Raw genomic sequence first — 26384 nt, 5'->3', positions numbered from 1 at the left:
AACCCCCGGAGTCACGGCGGCGTTTTGCTAACCCCCAGAGAAACTTAACCTAATCCCACCAACCGGCGGACGCCGGCGGGCGTGGCGCCGGCAGCGCGCAGCTCGCGCAGGCCGGTCGAGCGGTCCGATTTCGACAACTTCCGGCCCGCCTCGTCCAGAATCAGGGCGTGGTGGCGATAGGCGGGTTCCGTCAGATCGAGCAGGACCTGGAGGAGGCGGTGAACCGAGGTGGCGTGAAACAGGTCCTGCCCGCGCACGACCTCGCTGATGCCCTGAAGCGCGTCGTCGACGACGACGGACAAATGGTAGCTGGTCGGCGTCTCCTTGCGGGCCAGGATGACGTCGCCCCAAGCCTCGGGCCGCGCGGGGACGGTACCATGCTCGCCGTCGGGGCCCACGCCCAGCTCAGTCCACCTCAGGCCGGCAACGCGTCGGCAGGCGGCCGCCATGTCGAGCCGCAGCGCGTAAGGCACGCCAGATGCAATGAGCCGGTCGCGCTCGCCGGCCGACAGCGATCTGGCGTCACCCGGATAAAGCGGTGCGCCATCGGGATCGCGAGGCCATGGCCCGGCGGCCTCGCGCGCGACCACGAGCCTGGCGATCTCCGCGCGACTTTCGAACGCGGGATAGACGAGACCAAGCGCCGAGAGTTTCTCGAGCGCGGCGCGATAAACCGCGAGATGCTCCGACTGCCGCCGCACCGGCGTTTCCCAGGCGATGCCGAGCCAGGCGAGGTCGTCGTAGATCGCCGTCTCATATTCCGGCCGGCAGCGCGTCGCGTCGATGTCCTCGATCCGCAGCAACAGCCGCCCGCCGGTCTCGCGCGCGCGGTCGAAATTGAGCAGCGCCGAATAGGCGTGGCCGAGATGCAAGAGGCCATTCGGACTGGGGGCAAAACGGAAAACGGGTGGCGCCATGCGGTGAAACTCGTCATGGCCGGGCATAGCCGTCCGAAGGGACGGCGTCGCTTCCGCTCGCCTATGTCCCGGCCATCCACGTTCTTCGGTGCGATACAGCGATCGTGTCAAGTCGTGGACAGATACGAACACTGTCACCCATGCTAGACATGTCGTGTGGTTAGAGAGACGTGGATGGCCGGGTCAAGCCCGGCCATGACGCCGGAGAGAGTTTGCCGACCCAAATGACCATCCACCTCGAAACCCAGTCCGATCTCGAAGACGCCGTCCACGCGCTGATCAAGCGCGACCCGCGCCTCAAGCCCGTGCTCGAGATCGCCGGCATGCCCGCCTTGCGGCGGCGTGAGCCGGGTTTTACGGGGCTCGCCCACATCGTTTGCGGGCAGCAGCTTTCGACCGCGAGCGCCGCAGCGATCTGGGGGCGGCTGTCGGCCGCGTTCGATCCGTTCGACCATGAGGCCGTGAGCCGCGCCCGCACCGACCGGCTGGGACGGCTCGGCCTGTCCGCCGCCAAGATCAAGACGCTGAAACATCTCGCGCGCGAGATCAATGCGCAGCGGCTGAACCTCGACGTGCTCGCCGAGGAAGACGCCGAGGCCGCGCACCATACGCTGATCGCGCTGCCCGGCATCGGGCCATGGACGGCCGACGTCTACCTGCTGTTCTGCCTCGGGCACGGCGATGCCTGGCCGGCCGGCGACATCGCCGTGCAGGAGGGGATCAAAGTTGGCCTGGGCCTTCAGGCGCGGCCGACGGAGAAGCAGATGGCGCCGCTCGCCGAACCCTGGCGGCCGCTGCGCGGAGCAGCCGCGCATCTGTGGTGGAGCTATTATCGCGTGATCAAGAAGCGCGAAGGTGTGATCAGCAACCAGCCCTAGCCCCGCAGCCGCTCGCGATCGGCACGGGCGCATTCCGCGACGAAATCGATGACGGCGCGCACCGCAGACAACTCGACCAGATCGGGATGGGCGAGCAGCCAGAGATCGGCGACGCTGACGAGTTTCTGCGGCGCGACGCGCACCAGGTCCGGATAGCTTTCCGCGACGAAGCAGGACAGCGCGGAGATGCCGATTCCGGCGCGCACCGCCGCCAGCATGTCGCCCTGCGACGAGCAGCGCATCACCATGGTGCCTTGCCGGGTGATCGCATCGCTCCAGCGCGCCAGCTGCGCGTTCGAATCCTGATCGGCAAAGCCGATGACGCTGTGCCCCTTCCACTCGCCGCTCCGCTCCGGCAAGGACCGGCCCGTGGCATAGTCGCGCGAGGCATAGAAGCCGGTGCCGAGGCGGCCAACCCTGCGACCGACCAGATTTTCCTCGCCGCTATCGACCGGTCGCAGCACGACGTCGGCCTCCCGCCGCCGCACGCTGGCCGGAAACGGATGGGTGATGATCTCGAGCCGGATGTGATCATGTGCGCCGAGAAAAGAGCGCAGCCGCGGCATCAGCCAGTGCGAGGCCAGCGTCGCGCCGATCGACAGCTTGACCGTGCCGCGCGCCTTGCGCCCGCCGGCGCCAACGGCGGCTTCGGCGCGGAGCGCGGCAGCCGCCATCGCCTCGGCATGCTCTCGCAGCGTACGTCCATCGGCGGTGAGCACGAAGCCATCGGCGGCACGCGCCAGGAGCTTGGTGCCAAGCTGCGCCTCCAGCGCCGCGATCTTGCGGCTGACGGTCGGATGGCTGGCGTGAAGGCGCTTTGCCGCCGCAGTGAAGCTGCCGGTGTCGGCGACCGCAACGAAGGTCTTGCAGAGATCCCAATCCACGTCGGCTCCGTACAAATCTGAATATCCGCTTGTTCAATATTGAACGATCCCCGCCCGCCGTCCAACCCTATAGTGGGGTCAAACACGCCAGCGGCGGACACCCCGCCGGCGCGACAATCGACATGGAAGCGCTCACCCCCGGCCAGCAGGCCGTTGATGCGCGTCGTCAGGAGGATCGGATGGCACTGCCCGCTCTGCTCAAGAACAATCTGGAGCTGCCCGTGGTCGGCTCGCCCCTTTTCATCGTCTCCGGGCCGGAGCTGGTGATCGCCCAATGCAAGGCCGGTGTCGTCGGCTCGTTTCCGGCGCTCAACGCCCGTCCGGTGGAAAAGCTCGACGAGTGGCTGAGCCGCATCGAGGACGAGCTCGGCGAATACAAATCGCGCAATCCCGGCAAGAAGGTCGCGCCCTACGCCGTCAACCAGATCTGCCATGCCTCCAACGACCGCTTGATGAAGGACATGGAAACCTGTGTGAAGCACAGGGCGCCCATCATCATCACCTCGCTGCGGCCGCCCGCCGAGATCGTCGAGGCCGCGCACTCCTATGGCGGGCTGGTGTTCCACGATGTCATCAACGTCAAGCATGCGCGCAAGGCTGCCGAGCAGGGCGTCGACGGCCTGATCCTGGTCTGCGCCGGCGCGGGTGGGCATGCCGGCGTGCTGTCGCCTTTCGCGCTGGTGCGCGAGGTCAAGCAATGGTTCGACGGCGCGATCCTGCTGTCGGGCGCGATCAGCGACGGTTTTGGCATTGCCTCCGCGCTGACGTTGGGCGCCGACCTCGCCTATATGGGCACGCGCTTCATCGCGACGAAGGAAGCCAATGCCGACGAAGCCTACAAGTCCGCGCTGACGCAGCACGCCGCGCACGACATCGTCTACACCAACCTGTTCACCGGCGTGCACGGCAACTATCTCGGCCCCTCGATCGCGGCCGCCGGGCTCGATCCGGACAATCTCCCGGTTGCCGACAAGACGAAGATGAATTTCGGCTCCGGCGGCAACATGAAATCCAAGGCGTGGCGCGACATCTGGGGATCGGGCCAGGGCATCGGCCAGATCCTGGATGCGCCGCCGGTGGCCGAGCTGGTCGACCGGATGAAGGGCGAATTCGATCAGGCCCGGCAGGATTTCCTGATGCGCGCCAGAGCCTGACGGCTTGGTCCGACAAGAAAATTGGACTGAAAAGACAAACGGGAGGACATCATGAAGCTGACAGCCGCGCTGACAGGCCTGTCGTTGCTGACGCTTGCCGCCGGCAGCGCCGGTGCGGACGAGATCCGGATCGGACAGACGCTGCCCTATAGCGGTCCGGCATCCGGGTTCGGCGCGATCGGACGGACCCAGGAGGCGTTCTTCGAGAAGGTCAACGCGGAGGGCGGCATCAACGGCCGCAAGGTCAAGTTCATCACGCTGGACGACGCCTACTCGCCGCCGAAGACGGTCGAGCAGACCCGCAAGCTGGTGGAGCAGGACGAGGTGCTGATGATGTTCGGCTCGCTCGGCACCGCCACCAACAGCGCCGTGCAGCGTTACCTCAACGCCAAGAAGGTGCCACAGCTGTTCGTGCTCTCGGGCGCCACCAAATGGGCCGATCCGCAGAAGAATCCCTGGACGATGCCGGGCATGGCGGCCTACGAATCCGAGGGCGTCGTCTATGCCAAGTATATCTTGCAGGCCAAGCCCGACGCGAAGATCGCGATCCTGTCCCAGAACGACGATTTCGGCCGCGACTATGTCGCGGGCTTCAAGCGCGCGCTCGGGCCCAAGGCCGCCGGCATGATCATCGCGGAGGCGAGCTACGAGTCCAGCGCGCCGACGATCAGCTCGCAGCTCTCGACGCTGAAGGCGTCAGGCGCCAACGTGCTGTTCGGCGTCGTGCTCGGCAAGTTCACCTCGCAGATGGTCAAGGGCGTAGCCGAGATCGGCTGGAAGCCGGAGCTGTTGTTCGTGCCGACCTCGGCCTCCTCCATCTCGTTCCTGGAGCCGGCGGGGCTGGACAATGCGGTCGGGCTGATCTCGTCGAGCAACCAGAAGGACACGATGGACCCGCAATGGGCCGACGATCCCGGCGTGAAGTCCTATTTCGCCTTCATGAAGCAATACATGCCGACCGCGGATCTCTCGAACTCCAACTACGCCGCGGGCTATCACTATGCCACGCTGCTGATGACGGTGCTGAGCGCCTGCAAGGACGATGTCAGCCGCGACAACATCTTGAAGCAGGCCGCGTCGCTGAAAGAGGTGACTGCCACTGCTGTTGCCCGGAATGAGCGTATCGACCGGTCCGGACGACTATCTGCCGTTCCAGCAGCTTCAGCTCCGCCGCTTCAACGGCAAGAGCTGGGTGCCGTTCGGCGGCATTCTCGATGACCGGTAGAGGACGTCCCATGATCATCAGCGGCGAGCGCCGGATCGATTATCCAGAACTCCATGCGCGGATCAGACGGGCCGCAGGCGGGATCAGCGCGCTCGGCGGGCGCGAGGGCACGCCGGTCGCCATGATGCTGCGCAATGACTTCGCCCTGTTCGAGGTCGTCGCGGCTTCCGCCGCGCTCGGCCGACCGGTGGTGCCGATCAACTGGCACCTGAAGGCCGCCGAAGTCCGCTATATCCTGGCCGACAGCGGCGCCGACATTTTGATCTGCCGTGCCGATCTGCTGCCGCAGATTCGCGACGGCCTGCCGGAGGGACTGGCGCTGATGGTCATGCCGACGCCGCCGGAGATCGCCGGCGCGTTCGACATCCCCGCTGCACTCACAAAGGTGCCGGACGGATTGACCGATTGGGACAAATGGCGTGACGGCCAGGCGGAACTCACCCAGCCGCCACGTCGCAGCGCGCCGATGTTCTACACGTCGGGCACGACGGGCATGCCGAAGGGGGTGCGGCGCATGCCGATGCGCCCCGAGCAGGTCGCGGCCTCCGAGCGCGTCGGAGCGATCGCCTATGGCATCAAGCCGAACGAGGATCAGGTCGTGCTGATGAACGGCCCGATGTACCATTCCGCTCCGCACTCCTACGGCATGCTGGCCTATCGCAGTGGCTGCACCATCGTGCTGGAACCGCGCTTCGATCCCGAAGACCTGCTGCAACTGATTGAGCGCCATCGCGTCACGCACATGCATATGGTTCCGACGATGTTCGTGCGCCTGCTGCGGCTGCCCGACGAAATGAAGCGGCGTTACGACTTGTCCTCGCTGCGCTTCGTCGTTCATGGCGCGGCGCCCTGCCCGCCCGACGTGAAGAAGGCGATGATCGATTGGTGGGGAGGCGTCATCAACGAATATTTCGGCTCGACCGAGACCGGGATTCCGGTGTGGCACTCCGCGGCGGAGGCGCTGAAGAAGCCCGGCACGGTCGGCCGCGCCATCGAAGGCGGCATCGTCAAGATCTTCCGGGAGGACGGCAGCCTCTGCGGCGCTGGCGAGGTCGGCGAAATCTACATGCGGCAAACCTCGGTGCCGGATTTCGACTATCACGGCAAGGCCGAAGCGCGCGCCGAGGCCGGCCGCGACGGGCTCGTCAGCGTCGGCGACGTCGGCTATCTCGACGAGGACGGCTATCTGTTCCTATGCGACCGCAAGCGCGACATGGTGATCTCCGGCGGCGTCAACATCTATCCCGCCGAGATCGAGAATGCGCTGATCGGAATGCCCGGCGTGCGCGATTGCGCGGTGTTCGGCATTCCCGACGCCGAATTTGGCGAGCGGCTCTGCACCTATGTCGAGCCGGAGCCGGGCGCAGCGCTCTCGTCCGCCGCGGTCCAGTCGTTCCTGCGCGAGCGGCTCGCCAATTTCAAGGTGCCGAAGGACGTCGAATTCCGCGACGCGCTGCCGCGCGAGGCGACGGGAAAGATCTTCAAGCGCAAGCTGCGGGAGCCCTATTGGGCGGGCCACGCGCGCGCCGGCGCGTAACGAACGGCTGCGAACGGCGTTTTAAACTATGTTGCTGTTGCAAAAGGATCATGGGTGAACGATGAAATGCCGGCGCGGACAAAGCCGGGATCAAAGCCATGACATCGATCGACTTCGTCGTTGCGAAAAATGACCTCGACCAGTGCAAGGTGGTCACGACCGAGCTTCCCGGCGCGGATGCGCTGCCGCCTGACGCCCTGCTCGTGAAGGTCGACCGCTTCGCCTTCACCGCCAACAACATCACCTATGCGGTGATGGGCGACGAGTTGAAATACTGGCAGCTCTTTCCCGCGCCGAACGGTTTCGGCAACATTCCGGTATGGGGCTTTGGCGAGGTGGTCGCGTCCAGGCACCCGAACATCGCCGTGGGCGAGCGCCTGTTCGGCTACTTCCCGATGGCGACGCATCTCGTCATCGAGGCGACCGACGTGAGCAAGCGCGGCCTGCGCGACGGTGCCGCACACCGGCAGGGCGTGGCACCGGTCTACAATGCCTATGCACGCGTCAGCGGCGATCCCGCTTACGTCGGCCGGAACGGCGATTACCAGGCGCTGCTGCGGCCGCTGTTCATGCTGTCGTTCCTGGTCGACGACTTTCTGGCCGAGAACGACGATTTCGGCGCACGCACCGTGCTGCTGTCGAGCGCCTCGAGCAAGACCGCGTTCGGCCTCGCCCATCTGCTGCACACCCGCGGCCGCAAGGTGATCGGGCTGACGTCCACCGGCAATGTCGACTTTGTCGCGTCGCTCGGTTGCTATGACGAGGTCGTCACCTATGACCGCGTTGCGTCGCTGCCATCGGATGCGCCGGTCGCCTTCGTTGACATGGCCGGCAACAGCGCGCTGCGCGCCGGATTGCATCAGCACTTCGGCGACCGGATGAAATGCTCCGTACGCGTCGGATTGACGCATCGCGCCACCGAGCCCGACGAAGGCGAGCTGCCCGGTGCAAAGCCGCGCTGGTTCTTCGCGCCCGACCAGATCCGCAAGCGCGCCAAGGAATGGGGCCCGGGCGGCATCGAGCAGCGCTTTGGCGCGGCATGGTCCGGCTTTGCGCCGCTGCTGGAGCGAAGCCTGACCGTGGTCGAGAGCCGCGGCCCCGACGCGGTGCGGCAGGTGTTTCTCGATACGCTGAAAGGGCGTATTCCGCCTGAGCAGGGCCACATGCTCTCGCTGCTCGGGTAAACCGCTTTCGAGGCCCGTCGAACCGGTATAGCGTCAACCTCAGAGGAAACGCCGCGAAGACGGCCACGAGGTCGCGCATGCTGGACAAGACGAAGGATATTTCTGTCTCGGCGCAAGCCTGGCTCGATGAGTTCGAGCGCTCGCTCGGCAAGCCCGATCCGGCCACACTGGACCATCTCTTCCTCGCCGACAGTTTTTGGCGCGATGTGCTGGCGCTGAGCTGGAACCTGCAGACGATTGCGGGCCACGACCGGATTGCCCAAGCGTTGAGGGCGCTCGCGCCACCGGCGGCGCCAACCAGCTTCACGATCGCGCCCAACCGCGCGGCGCCGCGCTGGGTCACGCGCGCCGGCACCAGCAATATCGAGGTCATCTTCAATTTCGAGACCGTGATCGGTCGCGGCAGCGGCATCGTTCGGCTCGTGCCCGATACCGCCGATGGCGACCGGCTGAAGGCGTGGACGCTGCTCACCACGCTCGATGAGCTCAAAGGCTTCGAGGAGCAGCTCGGAACGTCGCGGCCGCGGGGGCAGGCCTATTCACGCGATTTCCGCGGGCCGAACTGGCTCGATTTGCGTAACGCAGCGCGCGACTACGCCGATCGCGATCCTGCCGTGCTGGTGGTCGGGGGCGGCCAGGCCGGCCTTGCGATTGCAGCACGGCTGAAGCAATTGAAGATCGACACGCTGATCGTCGATCGCGAGACGCGGATCGGCGATAATTGGCGCAAGCGCTATCACGCGCTGACCCTGCATAACCAGGTGCAGGTCAATCATTTGCCCTACATGCCGTTCCCGCCGAACTGGCCGACCTACATCCCGAAGGACAAGCTCGCCAACTGGTTCGAAGCCTATGTCGACGCGATGGAGCTGGATTTCTGGACCGGCGCCGAGTTCGAGGGCGGCAGCTATGACGACGCGAAGGGCTGCTGGACCGTTACGCTGCGGCGCGCCGACGGAAGCAAGCGCACCATGCAGCCGCGCCATGTGGTGATGGCGACCGGCGTCAGCGGCATCGCCAACGTGCCTGATATTCCGACCCTCGCCAATTTCAAAGGCACGCTGCTGCATTCCAGCCGCTACGAGGACGGCGAGAACTGGACCGGCAAGCGCGCCATCGTGATCGGCACCGGCAACAGCGGCCATGACATCGCGCAGGATCTCTGCTCCAGCGGCGCCGAGGTGACACTGGTGCAGCGCTCGCCGACGCTGGTCACCAATATCGAGCCGTCGGCCCAGCTCGCCTATGCGACCTACAACGAGGGCACGCTCGAGGATAACGACCTGATCGCGACCTCGATGCCGACGCCGCTCGCGAAGAAAACCCATGTGATGCTGACCGAGCAGTCGAAGGAGCTCGACAAGGAGCTGCTCGACGGCCTGCGCAAAGTCGGATTCAAGCTCGACTTCGGCGAGGCCGGCACCGGCTGGCAGTTCAAATACCTCACCCGCGGTGGTGGCTATTATTTCAATGTCGGCTGCTCCAACCTGATCGTCGAGGGCGCGATCGGGCTCAGGCAGTTTGAGGATATCGAGAGCTTCACGGCCAACGGCGCTCGGATGAAGGACGGCTCGATGATCGCGGCCGACCTCATCGTGCTCTCCACCGGTTACAAGCCGCAGGGATATCTGGTGCGAAAACTGTTCGGCGACGGCGTCGCCGACCGCGTCGGCCCGGTCTGGGGCTTTGGCGATGGCCTGGAGCTGCGCAACATGTATGCGCGCACCGGGCAGCCCGGCCTCTGGTTCATCGCCGGCAGCCTCGCGCAGTGCCGGATCAACTCGAAATATCTCGCGCTGCAGATCAAGGCGATCGAGGAAGGGATTTTGGGGCGTGAGGCGGGCGCCGCTTAAGCCTCGTCATTGCGAGCGCAGCGAGGCAATCCAGGATCTTTCCGCGAAGACAGCCTGGATTGCCTCGCTGCGCTCGCAATGACAGTGTAGAGACGATCGCGCCGCTGAAACGAAGAAGAGGAAAAACAAATGCCAGCCATTCTCGGCACCGGCGAGCACCGCTACCGCGTCGTCGAAAATTTCGCGAAGCTGCCCGACGGCTGGACGCTGACCGACGTCGCCTCGGTCGCCGTCGACAGCAAGGACCGCGTCTACGTCTTCAACCGCGGGGCCCATCCGATGGTGGTGCTGGATCGCGAGGGCAATTTCCTCCGGAGCTGGGGTGAAGGGCTGTTCTCGCGCGCGCACGGCCTGCACATCGATGCCGACGACCATCTCTACTGCACCGATGACGGCGACCACACGGTGCGCAAATGCACCACCGACGGCAAGGTGCTGTTGACGATCGGCATCCCCGAAAAGCCGTCGCCGTTCATGAGCGGCGAGCCGTTCCATCGCTGCACCCACACCGCGCTATCGCCGAAGGGCGAGATCTACGTCTCCGACGGCTATGGCAACGCGCGCGTGCACAAGTTCACGCCGGACGGCAAGCTGCTCAAGAGCTGGGGCGAGCCCGGCACCGACCCCGGCCAGTTCAACATCGTGCACAACATCGCCGCCGACGCCGACGGTTTTGTCTATGTCGCCGACCGCGAGAACCACCGCGTGCAGGTGTTCGATGGCGAGGGCAAGTACGAGACGCAGTGGAACAACCTGCACCGGCCCTGCGCGCTGTGCTGCTGTGGCGGCGGCAAGAGCCCGACATTCGTAATCGGCGAGCTCGGCCCGGGCCTCGCCGTCAACCGCAAGGTGCCCAATCTCGGCCCGCGGCTTTCGATCGTGGACGCGCAAGGCAAACGCATCGCGCGGCTCGGCGGTGAGGAAGGGCCGGGTGTCGCCAGCGGAAAATTCCTGGCTCCGCACGGCATCGCGCTGGATTCGAAGGGCGACATCTATGTCGGCGAGGTCGGCGTCACCGACTGGAAGACGAGTTTTCCGGACCAGGAGATGCCGGCCGTGGTGCGCGCGACGCGGTGCTTGCAGAAGCTGGAGCGGGTGCGGGAATAGTTGGGCGGGCGAGGCCGCGACGCGCTGTCGGATCGACCCTGCCTCCCCCGGCGTCGTTCGCGCCCCCCAAATCACGGCGGTTTTGAGCGCTTTGCCACCCCGCCGCCGCATTGCTTGCATCTGAATAAGTCGCTCAACGGGCTTCACAATCCCGTCACGCTGCATGTAGTATGTCAGTACATGCTGCTTCGCAGCGTATATTGGAGGCCGGGAGCGTTACTTGAACGCACATGTCTCGCAAGGCAGTTGGCCGGTGTTGGTGCTGAATGCGGACTTCCGGCCGCTGAGTTACTACCCGCTGTCTCTCTGGTCGTGGCAGGACGCGATCAAGGCAGTGTTCCTCGACCGCGTCAACATCGTCGCGCATTACGATCAGGCGGTTCACAGTCCCACGCTGCAAATGCAGCTGCCGAGCGTTGTCTCGCTCAAATCCTTTGTCAAGCCGACCACGCATCCCGCGTTCACCCGGTTCAACGTCTTCCTGCGCGATCGTTTCGTCTGCCAATATTGCGGCTCGCCCGAAGACCTCACCTTCGACCACATCGTCCCGCGCAGCAAAGGCGGCCAGACCACCTGGGAGAACGTGGTCGCGGCATGCTCGCCCTGCAATCTGCGCAAGGGCAATCTGACGCCGGCGCAGGCAAAAATGTTTCCGCGCCAGAGCGCGTTTGCGCCGACCGTGCACCAGCTCCACCGCAACGGCCGCCTGTTTCCGCCGAACTATCTGCACGATAGCTGGCTGGACTATCTCTACTGGGATACGGAGCTGGATCCGTAGGGCGACGCGGTTCGCGCTCGGCCGTTCGTGCGACGTGCTGAAATCGAAAGATCGAGGACCCGTCGGGTCCTCGGTTCGTTTCATCGAACGTCACGCATTCTGCGCCAGCGAATGAGCCTCGATTCGTTGGCGGATATCGGGCGAATTGATCAGGTCGAACGGCTCGACGAGTTGCACGACATCCGAGAACGCGCGCTGAACCACCGGATCGGAACGACGGCCCGGAATAGAGCCGCCTCGAACTGCCGGCTTTCCTCGTACCGCTCCGGGCGCTGGCCCCGTGTGGTTGGATAGGCGAAGTCAGCGTTCACGCCCATGTTCCAGGGTGCCTGAAGCAGCGCGCCCACTTCGGACATGAACCCAGCCTGGAGGGCCTCGATCGGGTCCGCCTCCCCGGCGACGCGATCCAGGATCTCGCGCAGCAACTTTGCCTCTCGCGCGGCGACCGTCATGCCCTGCCCGTAGACCGGATTGAACCGGCACAGCGAGTCCGCCACGGGGAGAATCCCGCGCGGCAGCCGCTTGAGCCGTTCAAAATGCCGCCAGCGGCTCGCGTCAAACACGAAATGCCGGAGGCCTCCGGGTGGCAAGAGCTTGTAGACTGCGTTGTAGATCGCCGGCGTCTTCAATTGGCGCGCAGCCGCAAGATAGTCCTCCCACGTGCCGGGGCGATTCGTCGCGCCGTGATGGGAGATCGATGTAAACCAGCGCCCGCCTTCGAGAGGAATGATCAAGCCGGCTGTCGCCGACGTGGCGGGATCGGGCAAGGTGACCAGATTTTGCCAGTCGAACGAGGTTCGCCCCGGCCGCAGAACCGCGGTGGTGTAGCTGATGTCGACGCCCACGACGGTCTCCTGCGGCCGCTCCCAGCCAAGCACATCGAGCAGGCCGAGCGTCGGCGCGCCGCGGCCGGATGCGTCCACCACGAGATCCGCCTCGATCGCCGCACCAACGCCTGCGTCGTTCTCGAACTTCACCATCGGCCGGGTTGCAGCCGGCACAATCTCCGTCACGCGGCCCTGCGATTGCACTTTGACATTGGCGATCGCAGTCACCTTTCGGCGCAGCGTATGCTCGATCAGCGGCCGCGAGCCACACAGCAGCGACGTCCCGCAGTCGCGCCTTGGCAGCGCGCCGACATCTGGCCGCTCGTACTGGACGTCCTTGAAGACATTCACGGGAACTGCACCGGCGGCGGCAAGATCCTGCGCGAAACCCGGGAAAAGGGAGTCGAGGGCCTGCAGCCCACCGGCCAGAAGAAGATGCGGATGCCGATCCTGGGGAACGCCGGCGCGGGACATGATCGAAGCCGGCAGGACATCGCGTTCGAGAATGACGACTTCCTGGAAGGCGGAAGAAAGCGCACCGGCGGCAGACAATCCTCCAATCCCCGCTCCGATGACAACCGCGCGTTGCCCAAAATGACGGCTCATACTTATTCCTTTGGTTCGATTCACCACCTTTCTGTGCGTGGACCGCACTACGGGAATGTTTCCAATCGCGGGATCTTTGTTTCGATTGCAACGGAGCGGCCGCGATGCGCGCTTCAAGGAGAAACGAACGGCGCCGTGGCGCGGGTCTATTGTGGGTCAGGAGAGTAGCGGGGGCTAGGCGTCCAGCTCACACCCCGATCGCATTCCGCATCACCACGTCGCGATAGAACGCCGCGCTCAGCTTCGGCACGCGCGCTTGGGTCTCGAAGTCGACCCGGTAGAGGCCGAAGCGCTTGCCGTAGCCGTAGATCCACTCGAAATTGTCCATCAGGCTCCACAGGAAATAGCCGCGAATCGGCACGCCCTCGGCGATCGCACGCTGCATCTGGGTCAGGTAATTGCGCAGGAACATGATGCGGTCGAGATCGTAGACCTGGCCGTCGGCGGAAATCTTGTCCTCGGACGAGGTGCCGTTCTCGCTGATATAGATGGTCTCGATGTTCCAGATTTTTGCGGCGAGACGCGGGGCCCAGTAGATCACCTCAGGGCCGACCCGCAGCCATTCCGAGTTCATGTGCGGGAACGAGGTTGGGAACGGCAGCACGCGGAAGCCCGACGCGCGATCGGAGGCCGTGACGTAGTATTGCGGCGCGTAGATGTTGAGCCCGACGAAATCGTTCGGCGTGCCGATGATCTTCAACTCGTCAGGGGTGAATTTCGGCGCATCCGCGCCGGCATAGGCGAGGAAGCCGTCGGTGTACTTGCCCTCCAGCACCACGCCGAGAAAGCCGGCATTGAGCTCCCGCGTTGCTATCTCGGCGGCGCGGATATTTTCCGGCGTCGCGATCGCGGGCACGCAGGCCGCGATGTTTTCGGCGGCACCGACGCGGGTGCCGGCGCGGCCCGACGCGCGGATCGCCTGCACGGCGAGGCCATGCGCCAGCGCGACGTGGTGCCGGGCCTGGTTGAGCTGCTGCAGCGGCAGCTTGAGGCCGGGCGCATCGATGCCCCAGCCATAACCGAAATTCACGAAGCGCCCGACCTCGTTCACGGTGAAGATGGTTTTGACGCGATCGGTCAGGCGCGCGGCGACATAGGCGGAGTAATCTGCAAAAGCCTGCGACGTGTCGCTCGACTGCCAGCCGCCGACGCGATCCTGGAGCGCCTGCGGCAGGTCCCAATGATAGAGCGTCGCATAGGGCTCGATGCCGTTCGCGAGCAACTCGTCGACGAGCCGGTTGTAGAAATCGAGCCCCTTCGGATTGGGCTGGCCCGATCCATCCGGAAACACCCGCGGCCACGCAATCGAGAAGCGGTAGGCCTTGACCCCGAGCGCCCTAATCAGCGCGACGTCGTCCTTGTAGCGGTGATAGTGCTCGTTGGCGCGGTCGCCGGTCGAGCCGTCCTCGATCTTGCCGGGCGTGTGGCTGAAAATGTCCCAGATCGATTTGCCGCGGCCGTCCTCGTCGATGGCGCCCTCGATCTGGTAGGACGAGGTCGCCGTGCCCCACAAAAAGTCCTTGGGAAAGAGCGCGGGCGCGTGGCGATCGGCCGGTGCGGGCGTCTCATTATCTGCAGCCTTGTTATCCGCAGCCCTGGCACCCGCCGCTGCACCAAGCGCGGCGAGCCCCGCAAGCTTCGCAAGATCGCGCCGCGAGACATCAGCTGACATCGCTATCTCCGGGCTTGCTCCATATCGATCTGATAGGCGGAAATCCGGTCGATCTCGAATGCGACGGTGGGCGGCGATTCCGCATCGACCGGACCGACGCCGAGAAAGAATTTCGATCCGATCGCGAGATTGACGATCATGTACATGGGATCGTCGAAGCCGATCGGCACCTTGATGTCGGAGACCGGCTTGCGGTCGATGAAATAGACCAGGCGATCCTCCTCCCACAGCACACCATAATTGTGGAACACGCTGGAGGCATCACCGACCGCATAGTCGAAGCCGCAGGACTGGATCTTCTGGGTCGACGGAATCCGCCAATGCGTCGTCATGACGAGATCGCCGGGCCGCTCGCCGCGGCCTTCCAGCACGTCGACCTCCGGCGGCCAGCCGCCGTCGTCCGCCAGCATCCAGAACGCCGGCCAGACCGCATGGCCGACCGGCACCTTGGCGCGGATTTCGAAATAGCCGTGCTTCTGCGCGAATGTGCCCTGCGTGGTCAGGATTCCCGAGATGTACTCGTTGTTGAACAGAACGGACTTCAGTTCCGGCGGCGTGCGGCTGGCGACGATCGAGAGCACGCCGTCCTTCACCTTGAACGGATCTAGCCCAAGCGGCGTCCCCGCTCGCCCCGAATAGCGCGGATCGACATAGATCTGCTGCTCGCCATTGGCGCTGGTCTTGCGCTTGAAGTCGGAGCCGTCACCGCCCCAATAGCGCGCTTCCGGCCACGCTGCACCGCCGGCGTAATGCGGCACCCAGCGACCTGTCGCAAGCGGATGCTCGTCAAAGTCATCGTTGAAAGTCCGGCGCAGCGGCAGGAACGCGAGCAAGGCGGGATTGGCCGTCTCAAGCTTCCGGCACTCGATCATGGAGGGATCGGTGGTCACTTGCAGCGTCATCGTGCCGGGCGCAGCATCGAGATCGTCCTGCGCGACGCCCGGCGCGGGCACGGCAGACAGGCCGATCGCAACCAGAGCGCCCTTCGTCCAATTGTCGATCATCACCGCACATCGAACTTGGCAGGATGTACGGAGGTTAGCTCGCCTGTCTTCGAGCGGGCAAGCACGGCCATCTGTGCGGGCGGGCGATTTCGAAAAGGTCATCTCGACATCGCATTCAGGTCGGCCGGAAATCGCGTCATCCCGGGCGCAAGATCGGCGGTTAACCGGGCCAGTTCCGCGCGCCCAGCTCCGCCAGAGAGGCGCGGGCGCCAAATCCTTCCGCATTCGTTACCGTCCCTTAAGCCTCCGATGGCAGTTTGGCCGGGATCCGCGGCCCTGCCCGTCCAACCGCCGATCCATCAGGTCCAAGGTCGTCGCTCATGTTTGCCGAGACGCTGGAAGCGGTTCAGTCCTCGCCGTCGAAGCGGACTGCCTATGTCCGCTTCGTGCTGGCGGCGCTGGCGTCGATCGCCGTGTTCAAGGCCTTCTGGTTCGCACGCTTCGGCGGCTGGACGGATCGCGAGCTCGCCGATTTCGATGCCTTCCACATCGTCGCGCAGCACGTCTGGCGCGGCGATCTCGACCAGGTCTATCATTTCGACGCCCTGCTGAAGATGCAGATGGAGGCCGCCGGCGGCGCCACCGGCTTCATGCCCTGGACCTATCCGCCGCAATACGACCTCCTGGTCGCGCCGTTCGCATTCCTGCCGGTCGGCATCGGCTATCTCCTGTTCACCGCCGCGACGCTCGCACTTTATCTCGTGACGCTCCGGGCGATCGCCGGCCGGAATTTCGCGCAGGTGCTGGTGATCCTGTTTCCGGCAATGGCGATCACCATCGGCTGCGGGCAGAACGGCTTTCTGACGGGGGCGCTGATCGGGCTGGTCTGCCTCAACGTGGAGCGGCGGCAGCTGTTGGCCGGCCTCGCACTCGGCGCCATGGTGATCAAGCCGCACCTGGCGATTGCCGCCGGCGTCTATCTGCTGGTGACGCGGCGCTGGATTGCGCTCGGAACGGCCGCGGCCGTCGTATTGGCGAGCTCACTGCTCTGCACGCTCCTCTTCGGGTGGCAGATCTGGTTCGCGTGGCTCGGAGCGATCAGGGAATCGGCGGGCTATCTCGAGCAGGGCTTCTACCCACTCTTCCGCATGATCTCGACCTATGCGGCGCTGTACAAGGCCGGCCTTCCCGCAAGCGCCGCCTTCTGGGGACAGACGGCCGTTGCCGGGCTGGCCTTGCTCACCGTCCTTCTCGGTGCGGCGCGGGGCGCTTCACCGGCCTTCACGCTCGGCGCCGCCGTGATGGTATCCGTGATGATCAGCCCCTATGCGTATGATTACGATCTGCCGATGGTCGGGATCGGTCTGGCCCTGATGCTGCCCGATCTCGCCAGGATGGCGAGCCCGCGCGAGCGGAGCGTCATATACGGGCTGATCCTGTTCGCCGGAGCCTATGGGCTGTTGCAGGCGGGGCGGCTCGCGGTGCAATTCGGGCAGAAGGCCGATCCCGATCAACATTTCGCGCCCGCCCTGGGCGGCTTCGCCCTGATGGCGCTCCTGGTCCTGCTGCTGCGGCTGCTGTGGCGCGGGACGCAGCCGGCGCCCATCCTGTCGCAGGCCGCGGAATAACGCCTCTACGCCCGCTGCAACGCCAGCGTCACGCCGCCGAGCGTGAGCGCCATCGCCGCCCATTCGCGCAGGCCCAGCGGCTCGCCCAGGATGACCGCGGCGGAGACGACGCCGATCACGGGGACGATCAGCATGCCGGTCGAGGCCGAGGTCGGCGGCAGGCGGCGCAACGTCTCGAACCAGGTGACGTAACAGACGCCCATCGGCACCAGCGTCATATAGACGAAGCAGCCGAGTCCCAGCGGGGTGATCGCGGTGATGTCGGGATGCTCGAACAGGATGCCGAGGATCAGCATCGTGGCGCAGCCTAGCCCAACCTGCCAGGCGACGACCACCAGCGGCGGCATCGGCAGCGGCTTGCGGTTGAGCACATTGCCGAGCGCGAACAGGATGGCGCAGAGCAGCGCGAGCGCAATTCCGAGCAGCTTGTCGGCGCCGAACGCAAAGCCGTTGCCGCCGAGGAGCAGCGCGACGCCGGCGACACCGAGGACGAGACCCAAAATATCCCGCATGGTCGGCCGCGTACCCAGCACCGGCCAGGCGAACAGCATGGCCCAGATCGGCATCGTATAGGCGAGCAGAGCCCCTTCGCTCACGGTCACATAATTCATCGCGACCGTGCCGAGCCCCATCCAGGCAAGGACGTTGGTGAGGGTCGCAAACAACAGCCGCGGAATCGCCTCGCGCGGAACGGCGAAGGATTCCTTCCGACTCAGTGCCAGCGCGCCGAGAATGAGCGAGGCGCAGACGCCGGCCAGCCCGCGCGCGAACAGCGGCGGCCATTGCTGGAGCAGCAGCTTCATCAATGGCCAGTTCAGCGCCCAGCCGAACGCGGTCACACCGAGGCAGAGAGAGCCGATCGTCCTGTCGCGCCGCGCCGAATCCATGGACAGCGCTTAGCAGGCGGGTGCGACGCACTCCACCTCGGCTGGCGCATGCGGGCCATGGCGGACGATGGAACCGGGAACGCCGGTACCCGTTCAAATGGGAGCGGGTGGCGGTGGTGCCGCAGCGCAAACGAGGGAGACGTACCATGCCCACAGCCGAGACGGATCACGTCTACAAGATCCTGGAGCTGGTCGGATCATCCGAGACCTCCATCGAGGATGCGATCAAGAATGCGATCAGCCGCGCCGCCAAGACCGTTCGCGAAATGAAATGGTTCGAGGTGGTGCAGACACGCGGTCACATCGAGAATGGCGCCGTCCGCCACTACCAGGTGACGCTGCGCGTCGGCTTCACGCTGATGGACTGACGCGGCAGACGCCGCGCGAAACATCATGCCGCGGCGGCGTGGTTAACATCCGACGATGAGAGTCGATCAAAATATCGACGATCTCCTCTGGCTGACTACGGACGCGCAAAATCATCGCGGAAGTTGCAACAGGCCGTTAAGACCAAAGTGAGAGGTTTGCTCCGATTTGGAGCAAGCCATGGTCACGGACCGCGAGCTCGGCAAGACGCGCCTTCCGCTCTGGGCGGCGGGATTCGTCGTGCTGATCTGCCTGGCGATCGTCGGCCTGAGCGTCTGGCGCGAATGGGAAACGCACAACGCCGATCTCAGGAACGCCGAGATCGACGTCGCCAACCTCGCGCATTCCCTGGTCCAGCACGCGGACGACACGTTCGAGCTTGCCGATACGATCCTGGTCGGACTGGTCCATCGCCTCGAACTCGACGGAACCGGCCCGGACACGATCGCGAAGCTCCAGACTTACCTGCCGACCCGCAAATCATCGGACCGCATCCGCGGCATCTTCGTCTATGACGAGACCGGCCGATGGCTTGCTACGACCGAGCATCTCGACTTCTCCAAGCTTAACAACAGCGATCGCGAATATTTCCGGCGGCACCGTGATTCCCCGGCGAAGGACACGCTGATCGGGCGGCCGATCAAGAGCCGCGCCGGCGGCCAGTGGATCATCACCGCGTCACGCCGGGTCAACCACCCCGACGGCAGCTTTGCCGGCGTCGCGCTGCTCACGATCGACGTCGCCTATTTCGCGAAATTCTACGAGCGCTTCGACGTCGGGTCGAACGGCTCGGCATCGCTGCTCAACGACGCCGGTACCATGCTGGCGCGCAGCCACGACGAGAGCGGCGCCTTCATCGGGCGCGACCTCTCCAATGCGCCGCTATTCAGGGAATGGAAAAGCCGTCCGGCGGCGGCGGTCTACTATTTCAAGTCGCCGCTCGATGGCGTGCAGCGGCTGAGCTACTACCAGCGCAGCAGCCGCTATCCGCTGATGGTGCTGGCGAGCAAGTCGCAGGACGACGTGCTGGCGCCCTGGCGGCGCGCGGCAGCCGTACGCACGGCCTTCGTGCTCGGCCTCGTCGCGCTGATCGCGGTGATCGGCTTCTACCTGGTCCGCCAGCTCTGGCAGCGGCAGCGAATGGCGCAGGCCCTGGTCGCGAATGAAGCCCATTTCCGCCTGCTCGCCGAGCAATCCAGCGATATGGTATCCCGGATCGGGCTGGATAACCGGCTGCTCTACGTCTCTCCCTCGTGCGTGCGCATCATCGGCTGGTCTCCCGAGGAGCTGCTCGGCACGTCGGCGGTGGCCGGTATCCACGCGGACGACATGGAGCGGGTCGAGCAGGCCATCGCATCGCTGAAGAACGGCGAGGCCGAGGAAGCGCGGTTCGTCTATCGCCAGCGCCATCGCGACAAGGGCGATATCTGGGCCGAGGCGGCCTTGCACGTGACCCGAGCCTCCGACAGCGGCGAAGTCGACGGTGTCGTCGCGGTCGTGCGCGACATGACCGAGCAGAAGGACTTGCAGGACAAGCTCGCATCGCTCGCGACCACCGATGGCCTGACCGGCCTTGCCAACCGCCGCGCGTTCGACGAACGCCTCGCGGAGGAATGGGCACGCGCCCGGCGCGACGGCACGCAGATCTCGCTCCTGTTGATCGACGTCGATCAGTTCAAGAAATTCAACGATCATTACGGACATCAGGCGGGCGACGGCTGCCTGCGCGCGCTCGGCCGGATCCTGTCCGCTCAGGCCAGGCGCCCGGCTAACCTCGCGGCGCGCTACGGCGGCGAGGAATTCGCCGTTCTGTTGCCGAACACCGGTCCGGATGGTTGCGCCGAAGTCGGCGAAGGGATTCGCGAGGCACTGCACGACCTCGCCATGCTGCATACGCAAAATCCGCCCTCCCGGCTGGTTACGGCAAGCATCGGCGCTGCGACAAGCCTTCCATCTCAGACCGCGCTGGACTGCAACACGCTGGTCGCCGGCGCCGACCGCGCGCTCTACGCCGCCAAGGACAGCGGCCGCGACCGTATGGTGATGTCGGGACAGGTCGTGCCCTGGCCCGCGAAGAGCGCGTGACGAATCCTGCCAGACGTAGCGAACGCCGCCCTTTCCTGCGTAGCAGGCAAGCGCGGCTAACGCGGTGTGCACATGCGGCGCATCGGCGCGCGCCAAATCCCGCCCACCATCGCTTGCGCACTGATTTCCGAATGGCTACATGCCGAGGCGATGTTGGGGGACCGCCGGACTTCGACGATCGAGTCCATGCGGTGGGGCCTCATCGTGGGGCAATGCAGACGAGACGGCCGTGAACGAGACCATGCCGGCGGACATCCCGGGGCGCGGGGTGGACGCGCTGAGACAGTTGCGCGCCATGACGGCCGACATCTGCGATGTCGTTCCGCTCACCACGGAGGACGACTTCCATGTCACCACCGTGACGATGATGACCCGCAATGCGTTGCTGGTCGATACGCGCGCGACCGATCAGGAATACGACCGGACGCCTGCACACGTCGCCCGCGGTGCGATGGATCACTTTCAGATCACCTTGTGTGTGGAAGGCGAGATGCGGTTCAGCTCGGGCCGGCGCGAGGTGACGATGGGGCCCGGCGCCATCTGCCTGATCGACATGGCGCAGCCGAACCGGACCGTGTTGCGCGGCGGCGGCAGTCGTGCCCGCCTGATGGCGATCATCCTGCAACGCGCCATGCTGGCACCACGGCTTGCTCATCCGGATTCGGCCACCGCAACCTTGTTGCCGTCAAACCATCCTCATACCCGCCTGCTTGCCAGCCATTACGCGGCGCTTACGCTGCCACCCGAGCCCGAGGCGGGCAGCGCCGAGGCCACGATCGACGCGATCGCCGACATCGTTGCCGCGGCCGCTGGCGGGACCGCCGACATTGCGGCCGGAGTCGAACGCGCCGAGCGGCATCTTTATCTTGCGATGATCAAGCGCCGCATCGCGGACAATCTCGAGACCGACGCGCTCACCGCAGACGAGTTGTGCCGCCACTTCCAGATTTCGCGCGCGACCCTCTATCGGCTGTTCGAGGCGGATGGCGGGCTCTCGCACTACGTGAGGGAGCAGCGCCTCAATCTCGCTTTCCGCCAGCTGATATCGCCGTCCGCAGAGGACACGCGGCTGATCGACCTCGCCGTCGGCATGCGCTTCAGCAGCGATTCCACCTTCATTCGCGCATTCCGCCGCAAGTTCGGCTTGACGCCGGGCGAACTGAGGGAGCTGGCCGACAATTGGCTCCGCGAAACCGGTGCGGTCCCGACCATCGACACGGTGCTGCATCAACTGGCCCGCCGCCGCACCTCGTAGCCATGAAGCTGCTACGCTCGACACCAGTATCGCAACGTTCGGCCCTTGCGCCCGGATTTGTCGCCGGCGTTCCAGTGGGATATGACTTCGAGCACGGCCGGATGTTTCGGTCCGGCCGGGAGCGTTCCCGTGCCTGACGAGATCAAGCTTGTCCTCTTTGATATGGACAATGTCCTCTGCGAATACGACAGAGGGAGGCGCGTCGCGTTTCTGGCGGAGCTTGCGGGGACCACCAGTGAGTTCGTCTACAAGGCGATCTGGGAGAGCGGATTCGAGCTTCTCGGCGACTCCGGCACGCTCGATGCCGCCGACTATTTGCGGGGATTTGGCGAGCGCATCGGCTATTCCCTGTCGCTCGATGAGTGGGTGGAGGCACGCCGCCGTTCGATGAAGGCCGATCGCGCGATGCTGGAGATTGCGCACCGCCTGCATGAGACCATCGATGTTGCCGTCCTGACCAACAATACCACGCTGGTCGCCGACCATATCGACACGCTGCTGCCGGAATTGTGTCCGCTGTTCGGCTCCCGCATCTACACTTCGGCCCGGCTCAAGGCGGCCAAGCCGGACCCGAGCTGCTATCGCCTCTGCCTGTCGGAGCTACAGGCGACGCCGCAGACCGTTCTGTTCGTCGACGACCTCGCGGCAAATGTCGCCGGCGCGCGGGAAGCGGGCCTCTTCGCGCATCATCACACGTCGGTGGAGGCTTTCCGGCAGGCCCTTTCGGCGCACGGCCTGCTCAGGGACGGATGAACGGGCGCACCGCCTCGCGCGACGTCAGGCGAGGTGGCACGCCACGAAGTGCCCGCCCGCCCCTTCCTTCAGCTCGGGTGCGCTTTCCGCGCAGCGCGGCTGGGCGATCGGGCAGCGGGTGTGGAAGTGGCAGCCGGATGGCGGCTTCATCGGGCTCGGCACGTCGCCCTTGAGGCGAATGCGTTCACGCTTCAGCTTGGGATCGGGCACCGGCACCGCCGACAACAGCGCCCTGGTGTAGGGATGCTGCGGATTGCGGTAGAGATCGCTCGCTTTCGCCAGCTCGACGATCCGGCCGAGATACATCACGGCGACGCGGTCGGAGATGTGCTCGACCACCGACAGGTCGTGCGCGACGAACAGATAGGTGAGGTTCAGCTCCGCCTGGAGATCCTCCAGCAGATTGATCACCTGCGCCTGGATCGACACGTCGAGCGCGGACACCGGCTCGTCGCAGACGATCAGCTTCGGCTCGACCGCGAGCGCCCGCGCGATCACGATGCGCTGGCGTTGGCCGCCCGAGAATTCGTGCGGGTAGCGGCGCATGTGCTCGGCCTTGAGGCCGACCTTCACGAGCAGGCTGGCGACGCGCTCCTTGGCCGACGACCCGAGCTTATGGATGATCAGGGCCTCACCGAGGATGGCGCCGACCGTCATGCGCGGATTGAGCGAGGCGAACGGATCCTGGAACACCAGCTGCATGTTCCGCCGCATCGCGCGCAAATCATTGCCGCTGAGCTGGCGCACGTCCTGGCCGTCGAACACGACCTCGCCGTCGGTCGGCTCGATCAGGCGCAGCACGCAGCGGCCAGTGGTGGATTTGCCGCAGCCGGATTCGCCGACGAGGCCGAGCGTCTCGCCGCGGTTGACCGAGAACGAGACCCCGTCGACCGCATAGACGCTGCCGACCTGGCGCGACAACAGGCCGCCGTGCACGGGGAAATATTTCTTCAGGCCGCTGACGCGGAGCAAGGGCTCGGTCATGCCGTGCCTCCCAACTGCGTATCTCCCAAATGACAGGCCATGCGGTGGCCGGGCGCGATCTCGCGCAGCAGCGGCTCCTTCTCGGTGCAGACGTTCATGGCAAACTTGCAGCGCGGGGCGAAGCGGCAACCGACCGGCGGATTGATCAGGATCGGCACCGAGCCGCCGATCGCTTCGAGCCTTGTCTTGTGCTCGCTGTCGAGATCGATGCGCGGGATCGAGCGGATCAGCCCCTGGGTGTAGGGGTGGCCGGGATTGCCGAAGAGGTCGTCGACGAGCGCTTCCTCCACCACCTTGCCGGCATACATCACGACGACGCGCTGCGCGGTCTCGGCGACGACGCCCATGGCGTGGGTGATCAGCATCACCGCCATGCCGAAGCGCTCTTTCATGTCCTGCAAGAGGTCGAGGATCTGCGCCTGGATGGTGACGTCGAGCGCGGTGGTGGGCTCGTCGGCGATGATCAGCTTCGGCCTGCAGGCGAGCGCCATCGCGATCATCACACGCTGGCGCATGCCGCCCGAGAACTGGTGCGGATAGTTGTGCACGCGGCCTTCGGCGTTGGGGATCTGCACCAGCTTCAGCATCTCGATGGTGCGCTCGAGCGCCTGCTTCTTCGTCACCGCTTCATGGCGGCGCAGGCTCTCGGCGATCTGCTCGCCGATGGTGAGCACCGGATTGAGCGAGGTCATCGGCTCCTGGAAGATGAAGCCGATCTCCTTGGCCCTGATCTCGTCGAGCTGACGGCTCGTCAGCGGCACGAGATCGCGGCCCTCGAAGATGATCTGGCCCGCCGCGATGCGGCCCGGCGGCATGGCGATCAGCTTCAGGATCGACATCGCGGTCACGGTCTTGCCGCAGCCGGATTCGCCGACGACACAGAGCGTCTCGCCCTTGTTGATGGAGATGTCGACACCGTCGACGGCCTGCAGGATGCCGTCGTCGGTCGAGAAGTGGGTTTTCAGCCCTTTGATTTCCAGCAGCGGCGCCATCAGATCACCCGTCGCGCATCGAGCGCGTCACGCAGGCCGTCGCCGATGAAGTTGATGGCGACCACCGCGATGAAGATCGCGCCGCCCGGAAACAGCGCCCAGTGCGGGCCGATGTCGAGGAAATCCTTGGCGTCGTACAGGAGCCGGCCCCAGGTCGGGGTATCCGGCGGAAAGCCGAGGCCGAGGAAGGACAGCGTCGATTCCGCGATGATGGCGGCAGCGACGTCGATGGTGCCGGCGATGATCACCGGACCGAGCGCATTGGGCAGGATGTGCCGCACCACCTGTCGCACCGGACTTGCGCCGAGCGCGCGGGCGGCCTCGACGAACTCCTTCTCGCGGATCGACAGGAACTGTGCGCGCACCAGCCGCGCGACCGGCATCCAGCGCAAGCCGCCGATCACGAGCACGATCAGGATGAAGATGCCGCCCTCGGGACCGAACATCTGCTTCAACCCGTCGCGGAAGAGATAGATCAGCAGCAGCAGCAGCGGCAGTTGCGGCAGGGACAGGAAGAGATCGGTGAGCCACATCAGGCCGTGGCCGAGCGCGCCGCGCGACATGCCGGCGAGCGCGCCGATCAGGACACCGATAAAGACCGAGACCAGCATCGCGGCAAGGCCGACCGCGAGCGAGATGCGCCCGCCATAGATCATGCGCGCCAGGATGTCCTGCCCGAGATCGTCGGTGCCGAACGGATGGGCCAGCGACGGCCCCTGCATGCCCGCCACGATATCGATGTCGTCGATCTTGACCCGCCAGACGAAGGGGCCGGCCACCACCGCCAGGATCAGAATGAGGAGCAGAAACGCACTGACCACGGCGAGCTTGTGGCGGCTGTAGCGCCGCCACATCTCGCGCCAGGGCGAGTAGACGCGCCGCTCAGCGGAGGGAGATGCGAGGGTCAAGCCAGCCATAAAGGACGTCCGCGATGAGATTGAACAGCACGACGAGGCACGCGAAGACAAAGGTAACGGCCATCACCACCGGCGTGTCGTTGGAAAGGATGGAGGAGATCAGCAGCGAGCCGATGCCGGGGATGCGGAAGATCTGCTCGGTGACGATGGCGCCGCCGAACACGGCCGGCATCTGCAACGCAATCAGGGTGACGACCGGGATCATGGCGTTGCGCATGACGTGCTTGACGATGACCGTGGCCTGCCCAAGCCCCTTGGCGCGCGCCGTGGTGACATAGTCGAGCCGGATCACGTCGAGCATCGCCGAGCGAACGAAACGCGTCATCGACGCCGCCTGAAACAGACCGAGCACCGCCACCGGCATGATCGCCTGCCGGATCATCTCCAGCACCCAATGGATGCCGGTGCCCTTGATGTCGGTCGTATAGACGAAAGGCAGCCAGTCCAGCGTGACCGAGAAGATCAGGATGAACAGGATGCCGGTGAAGAAGGTCGGCAGCGAGAAGCCGACGAAGGCGAGCGTATTGGCGATCTGGTCGAACAGCGAATAGGGCTTTGTCGCCACATAGACCCCGACCGGGATCGCGATCAGGAGCGCCAGGATCTGCGCCGAGCCGATCACGTAGAGCGTCGCCGGCAGACGCTGAAGGATCAGCGTGTCGACATTCATCCGGCTGACGAAGGAGAAACCCCAGTCGCCGTGCAGCATGGCGTTGAGCCAGTGCAGGTAACGGAGGTGGATCGGATCGTCGAGGCCGAACTTGGCCCGAAGTGCGGCCTGCACCTCGGGCGGGACGTTCGGGTTCGTCGCCAGTTCCGAGAACGGATCGCCTGGCGCAAGCGCCAGCACGACGAACAGCACGACCGAGATTCCGAGAAGACTCGGAATCGCGATCAGGAGGCGACGCAGGACGTACTGACTCATAGGGAAAGACCCCGTCTAGAGCTGGG

At 65.2% G+C, this 26384-nt stretch carries 22 protein-coding genes and 1 pseudogene; 13 read left to right on the top strand and 10 right to left on the bottom strand.

Going from position 1 to position 26384, the window contains the following annotated elements; translation table 11 throughout:
• Positions 1-44 precede the first annotated feature (44 nt).
• Positions 45-917, bottom strand: coding sequence for a tRNA glutamyl-Q(34) synthetase GluQRS (gluQRS, locus tag HAP41_RS07710; protein WP_166103842.1), 873 nt, complete (start codon positions 915-917; stop codon positions 45-47).
• Between the two features lie 224 nt (positions 918-1141).
• Here gluQRS and HAP41_RS07705 point away from each other — a divergent pair, with 224 nt between their 5' ends.
• Entirely contained in the window at positions 1142-1795 is a 654-nt protein-coding gene (locus HAP41_RS07705; RefSeq protein WP_063985797.1) for a DNA-3-methyladenine glycosylase family protein, read from the top strand.
• Here the strand turns inward: HAP41_RS07705 and HAP41_RS07700 are convergent.
• Positions 1792-2679, bottom strand: a complete 888-nt coding sequence (locus HAP41_RS07700) for a LysR family transcriptional regulator (protein ID WP_166106148.1) — start codon at positions 2677-2679, stop codon at positions 1792-1794. The two genes, HAP41_RS07705 and HAP41_RS07700, sit on opposite strands and share 4 nt — an antisense overlap.
• A gap of 179 nt (positions 2680-2858) precedes the next feature.
• On the opposite strand from HAP41_RS07700, the gene HAP41_RS07695 reads away from it, so the two are divergent.
• The 7 genes and pseudogenes from HAP41_RS07695 (at position 2859) to HAP41_RS07665 (ending at position 11517) form a co-directional block, all read left to right on the top strand.
• Positions 2859-3833: an NAD(P)H-dependent flavin oxidoreductase gene (locus tag HAP41_RS07695; RefSeq protein ID WP_166103846.1), complete on the top strand. Its 975-nt coding sequence runs from the start codon at positions 2859-2861 to the stop codon at positions 3831-3833.
• Between the two features lie 51 nt (positions 3834-3884).
• A pseudogene (locus HAP41_RS07690) lies at positions 3885-5058 on the top strand (ABC transporter substrate-binding protein).
• Between the two features lie 10 nt (positions 5059-5068).
• The gene (locus HAP41_RS07685; RefSeq protein WP_166103852.1) at positions 5069-6595 is read left to right on the top strand and encodes an acyl-CoA synthetase; all 1527 of its coding nucleotides are present in this window, start codon (positions 5069-5071) and stop codon (positions 6593-6595) included.
• Positions 6596-6693: 98 nt separating this feature from the next.
• Complete coding sequence (locus tag HAP41_RS07680; RefSeq protein ID WP_166103855.1) at positions 6694-7779, top strand: DUF2855 family protein; 1086 nt, start codon at positions 6694-6696, stop codon at positions 7777-7779.
• A gap of 77 nt (positions 7780-7856) precedes the next feature.
• A complete protein-coding gene (locus HAP41_RS07675) occupies positions 7857-9632 on the top strand; it encodes a flavin-containing monooxygenase (protein ID WP_166103858.1) in 1776 nt (591 codons plus the stop codon).
• A gap of 129 nt (positions 9633-9761) precedes the next feature.
• Positions 9762-10739 (top strand): peptidyl-alpha-hydroxyglycine alpha-amidating lyase family protein, encoded by a 978-nt coding sequence (locus tag HAP41_RS07670; RefSeq protein ID WP_166103861.1) that lies wholly within the window; start codon positions 9762-9764, stop codon positions 10737-10739.
• Positions 10740-10959: 220 nt separating this feature from the next.
• Positions 10960-11517, top strand: a complete 558-nt coding sequence (locus tag HAP41_RS07665; protein ID WP_166103864.1) for an HNH endonuclease — start codon at positions 10960-10962, stop codon at positions 11515-11517.
• A 149-nt stretch (positions 11518-11666) separates the two neighbouring features.
• On the opposite strand, the gene HAP41_RS07660 is transcribed toward HAP41_RS07665, so the two are convergent.
• The 3 genes from HAP41_RS07660 to HAP41_RS07650 all read right to left on the bottom strand — a co-directional run bounded on the left by HAP41_RS07660 (position 11667) and on the right by HAP41_RS07650 (position 15626).
• Positions 11667-12998: an FAD-dependent oxidoreductase gene (locus HAP41_RS07660; RefSeq protein ID WP_224580921.1), complete on the bottom strand. Its 1332-nt coding sequence runs from the start codon at positions 12996-12998 to the stop codon at positions 11667-11669.
• Between the two features lie 139 nt (positions 12999-13137).
• On the bottom strand, positions 13138-14622 hold the full coding sequence (locus HAP41_RS07655) for a GH1 family beta-glucosidase (protein ID WP_166103867.1): 1485 nt from the start codon (positions 14620-14622) through the stop codon (positions 13138-13140).
• Between the two features lie 2 nt (positions 14623-14624).
• Positions 14625-15626, bottom strand: coding sequence for a glycoside hydrolase family 16 protein (locus HAP41_RS07650; RefSeq protein WP_166103870.1), 1002 nt, complete (start codon positions 15624-15626; stop codon positions 14625-14627).
• A 320-nt stretch (positions 15627-15946) separates the two neighbouring features.
• Here HAP41_RS07650 and HAP41_RS07645 point away from each other — a divergent pair, with 320 nt between their 5' ends.
• Entirely contained in the window at positions 15947-17194 is a 1248-nt protein-coding gene (locus tag HAP41_RS07645) for a glycosyltransferase family 87 protein (RefSeq protein WP_166103873.1), read from the top strand.
• Positions 17195-17199: 5 nt separating this feature from the next.
• Here the strand turns inward: HAP41_RS07645 and HAP41_RS07640 are convergent, their stop codons facing one another.
• Entirely contained in the window at positions 17200-18081 is an 882-nt protein-coding gene (locus HAP41_RS07640) for a DMT family transporter (protein WP_166103876.1), read from the bottom strand.
• Between the two features lie 146 nt (positions 18082-18227).
• Between HAP41_RS07640 and HAP41_RS07635 the strand changes: the two genes are divergently transcribed.
• The 4 genes from HAP41_RS07635 to HAP41_RS07620 all read left to right on the top strand — a co-directional run bounded on the left by HAP41_RS07635 (position 18228) and on the right by HAP41_RS07620 (position 22540).
• Positions 18228-18449, top strand: a complete 222-nt coding sequence (locus HAP41_RS07635; RefSeq protein ID WP_063985811.1) for a dodecin — start codon at positions 18228-18230, stop codon at positions 18447-18449.
• Positions 18450-18627: 178 nt separating this feature from the next.
• Complete coding sequence (locus tag HAP41_RS07630) at positions 18628-20532, top strand: sensor domain-containing diguanylate cyclase (RefSeq protein WP_166103881.1); 1905 nt, start codon at positions 18628-18630, stop codon at positions 20530-20532.
• A gap of 229 nt (positions 20533-20761) precedes the next feature.
• On the top strand, positions 20762-21787 hold the full coding sequence (locus tag HAP41_RS07625; protein ID WP_166103888.1) for a helix-turn-helix domain-containing protein: 1026 nt from the start codon (positions 20762-20764) through the stop codon (positions 21785-21787).
• A gap of 129 nt (positions 21788-21916) precedes the next feature.
• Positions 21917-22540 (top strand): HAD family hydrolase, encoded by a 624-nt coding sequence (locus tag HAP41_RS07620; RefSeq protein WP_224580922.1) that lies wholly within the window; start codon positions 21917-21919, stop codon positions 22538-22540.
• Positions 22541-22564: 24 nt separating this feature from the next.
• Here the strand turns inward: HAP41_RS07620 and HAP41_RS07615 are convergent, their stop codons facing one another.
• The 4 genes from HAP41_RS07615 to HAP41_RS07600 are packed head-to-tail and all read right to left on the bottom strand — an operon-like array spanning position 22565 to position 26358.
• On the bottom strand, positions 22565-23524 hold the full coding sequence (locus HAP41_RS07615) for an ABC transporter ATP-binding protein (RefSeq protein WP_166103894.1): 960 nt from the start codon (positions 23522-23524) through the stop codon (positions 22565-22567).
• Entirely contained in the window at positions 23521-24516 is a 996-nt protein-coding gene (locus HAP41_RS07610) for an ABC transporter ATP-binding protein (RefSeq protein ID WP_014491616.1), read from the bottom strand. Before HAP41_RS07610 ends, HAP41_RS07615 begins: the two co-directional genes overlap by 4 nt.
• Complete coding sequence (locus tag HAP41_RS07605) at positions 24516-25433, bottom strand: ABC transporter permease (protein ID WP_014491615.1); 918 nt, start codon at positions 25431-25433, stop codon at positions 24516-24518. The genes HAP41_RS07610 and HAP41_RS07605 overlap by 1 nt, the downstream gene beginning before the upstream one ends.
• Positions 25399-26358 (bottom strand): ABC transporter permease, encoded by a 960-nt coding sequence (locus HAP41_RS07600; RefSeq protein WP_166103899.1) that lies wholly within the window; start codon positions 26356-26358, stop codon positions 25399-25401. Before HAP41_RS07600 ends, HAP41_RS07605 begins: the two co-directional genes overlap by 35 nt.
• Positions 26359-26384 lie beyond the last annotated feature (26 nt).

It is taken from the genome of Bradyrhizobium barranii subsp. apii, from assembly GCF_011516635.5.
Taxonomy (GTDB): domain Bacteria; phylum Pseudomonadota; class Alphaproteobacteria; order Rhizobiales; family Xanthobacteraceae; genus Bradyrhizobium; species Bradyrhizobium barranii.
The sequence above is the reverse complement of the archived record's forward strand: the minus strand, read 5'-3'. Positions and strand labels throughout refer to the sequence as shown.

What these genes read in the sequence shown, in the direction of transcription:
- HAP41_RS07630 (WP_166103881.1), top strand. Translation starts at nt 18,628, where the DNA reads ATGGTCACGGACCGCGAGCTCGGCAAGACGCGCCTTCCGCTCTGGGCG.
- HAP41_RS07685 (WP_166103852.1), top strand. Translation starts at nt 5,069, where the DNA reads ATGATCATCAGCGGCGAGCGCCGGATCGATTATCCAGAACTCCATGCG.
- HAP41_RS07650 (WP_166103870.1), bottom strand. Translation starts at nt 15,626, where the DNA reads ATGATCGACAATTGGACGAAGGGCGCTCTGGTTGCGATCGGCCTGTCT.
- HAP41_RS07680 (WP_166103855.1), top strand. Translation starts at nt 6,694, where the DNA reads ATGACATCGATCGACTTCGTCGTTGCGAAAAATGACCTCGACCAGTGC.
- HAP41_RS07695 (WP_166103846.1), top strand. Translation starts at nt 2,859, where the DNA reads ATGGCACTGCCCGCTCTGCTCAAGAACAATCTGGAGCTGCCCGTGGTC.
- HAP41_RS07705 (WP_063985797.1), top strand. Translation starts at nt 1,142, where the DNA reads ATGACCATCCACCTCGAAACCCAGTCCGATCTCGAAGACGCCGTCCAC.
- HAP41_RS07610 (WP_014491616.1), bottom strand. Translation starts at nt 24,516, where the DNA reads ATGGCGCCGCTGCTGGAAATCAAAGGGCTGAAAACCCACTTCTCGACC.
- gluQRS (WP_166103842.1), bottom strand. Translation starts at nt 917, where the DNA reads ATGGCGCCACCCGTTTTCCGTTTTGCCCCCAGTCCGAATGGCCTCTTG.
- HAP41_RS07640 (WP_166103876.1), bottom strand. Translation starts at nt 18,081, where the DNA reads ATGGATTCGGCGCGGCGCGACAGGACGATCGGCTCTCTCTGCCTCGGT.
- HAP41_RS07605 (WP_014491615.1), bottom strand. Translation starts at nt 25,433, where the DNA reads ATGGCTGGCTTGACCCTCGCATCTCCCTCCGCTGAGCGGCGCGTCTAC.
- HAP41_RS07615 (WP_166103894.1), bottom strand. Translation starts at nt 23,524, where the DNA reads ATGACCGAGCCCTTGCTCCGCGTCAGCGGCCTGAAGAAATATTTCCCC.
- HAP41_RS07600 (WP_166103899.1), bottom strand. Translation starts at nt 26,358, where the DNA reads ATGAGTCAGTACGTCCTGCGTCGCCTCCTGATCGCGATTCCGAGTCTT.
- HAP41_RS07670 (WP_166103861.1), top strand. Translation starts at nt 9,762, where the DNA reads ATGCCAGCCATTCTCGGCACCGGCGAGCACCGCTACCGCGTCGTCGAA.
- HAP41_RS07645 (WP_166103873.1), top strand. Translation starts at nt 15,947, where the DNA reads ATGTTTGCCGAGACGCTGGAAGCGGTTCAGTCCTCGCCGTCGAAGCGG.
- HAP41_RS07655 (WP_166103867.1), bottom strand. Translation starts at nt 14,622, where the DNA reads ATGTCAGCTGATGTCTCGCGGCGCGATCTTGCGAAGCTTGCGGGGCTC.
- HAP41_RS07635 (WP_063985811.1), top strand. Translation starts at nt 18,228, where the DNA reads ATGCCCACAGCCGAGACGGATCACGTCTACAAGATCCTGGAGCTGGTC.
- HAP41_RS07675 (WP_166103858.1), top strand. Translation starts at nt 7,857, where the DNA reads ATGCTGGACAAGACGAAGGATATTTCTGTCTCGGCGCAAGCCTGGCTC.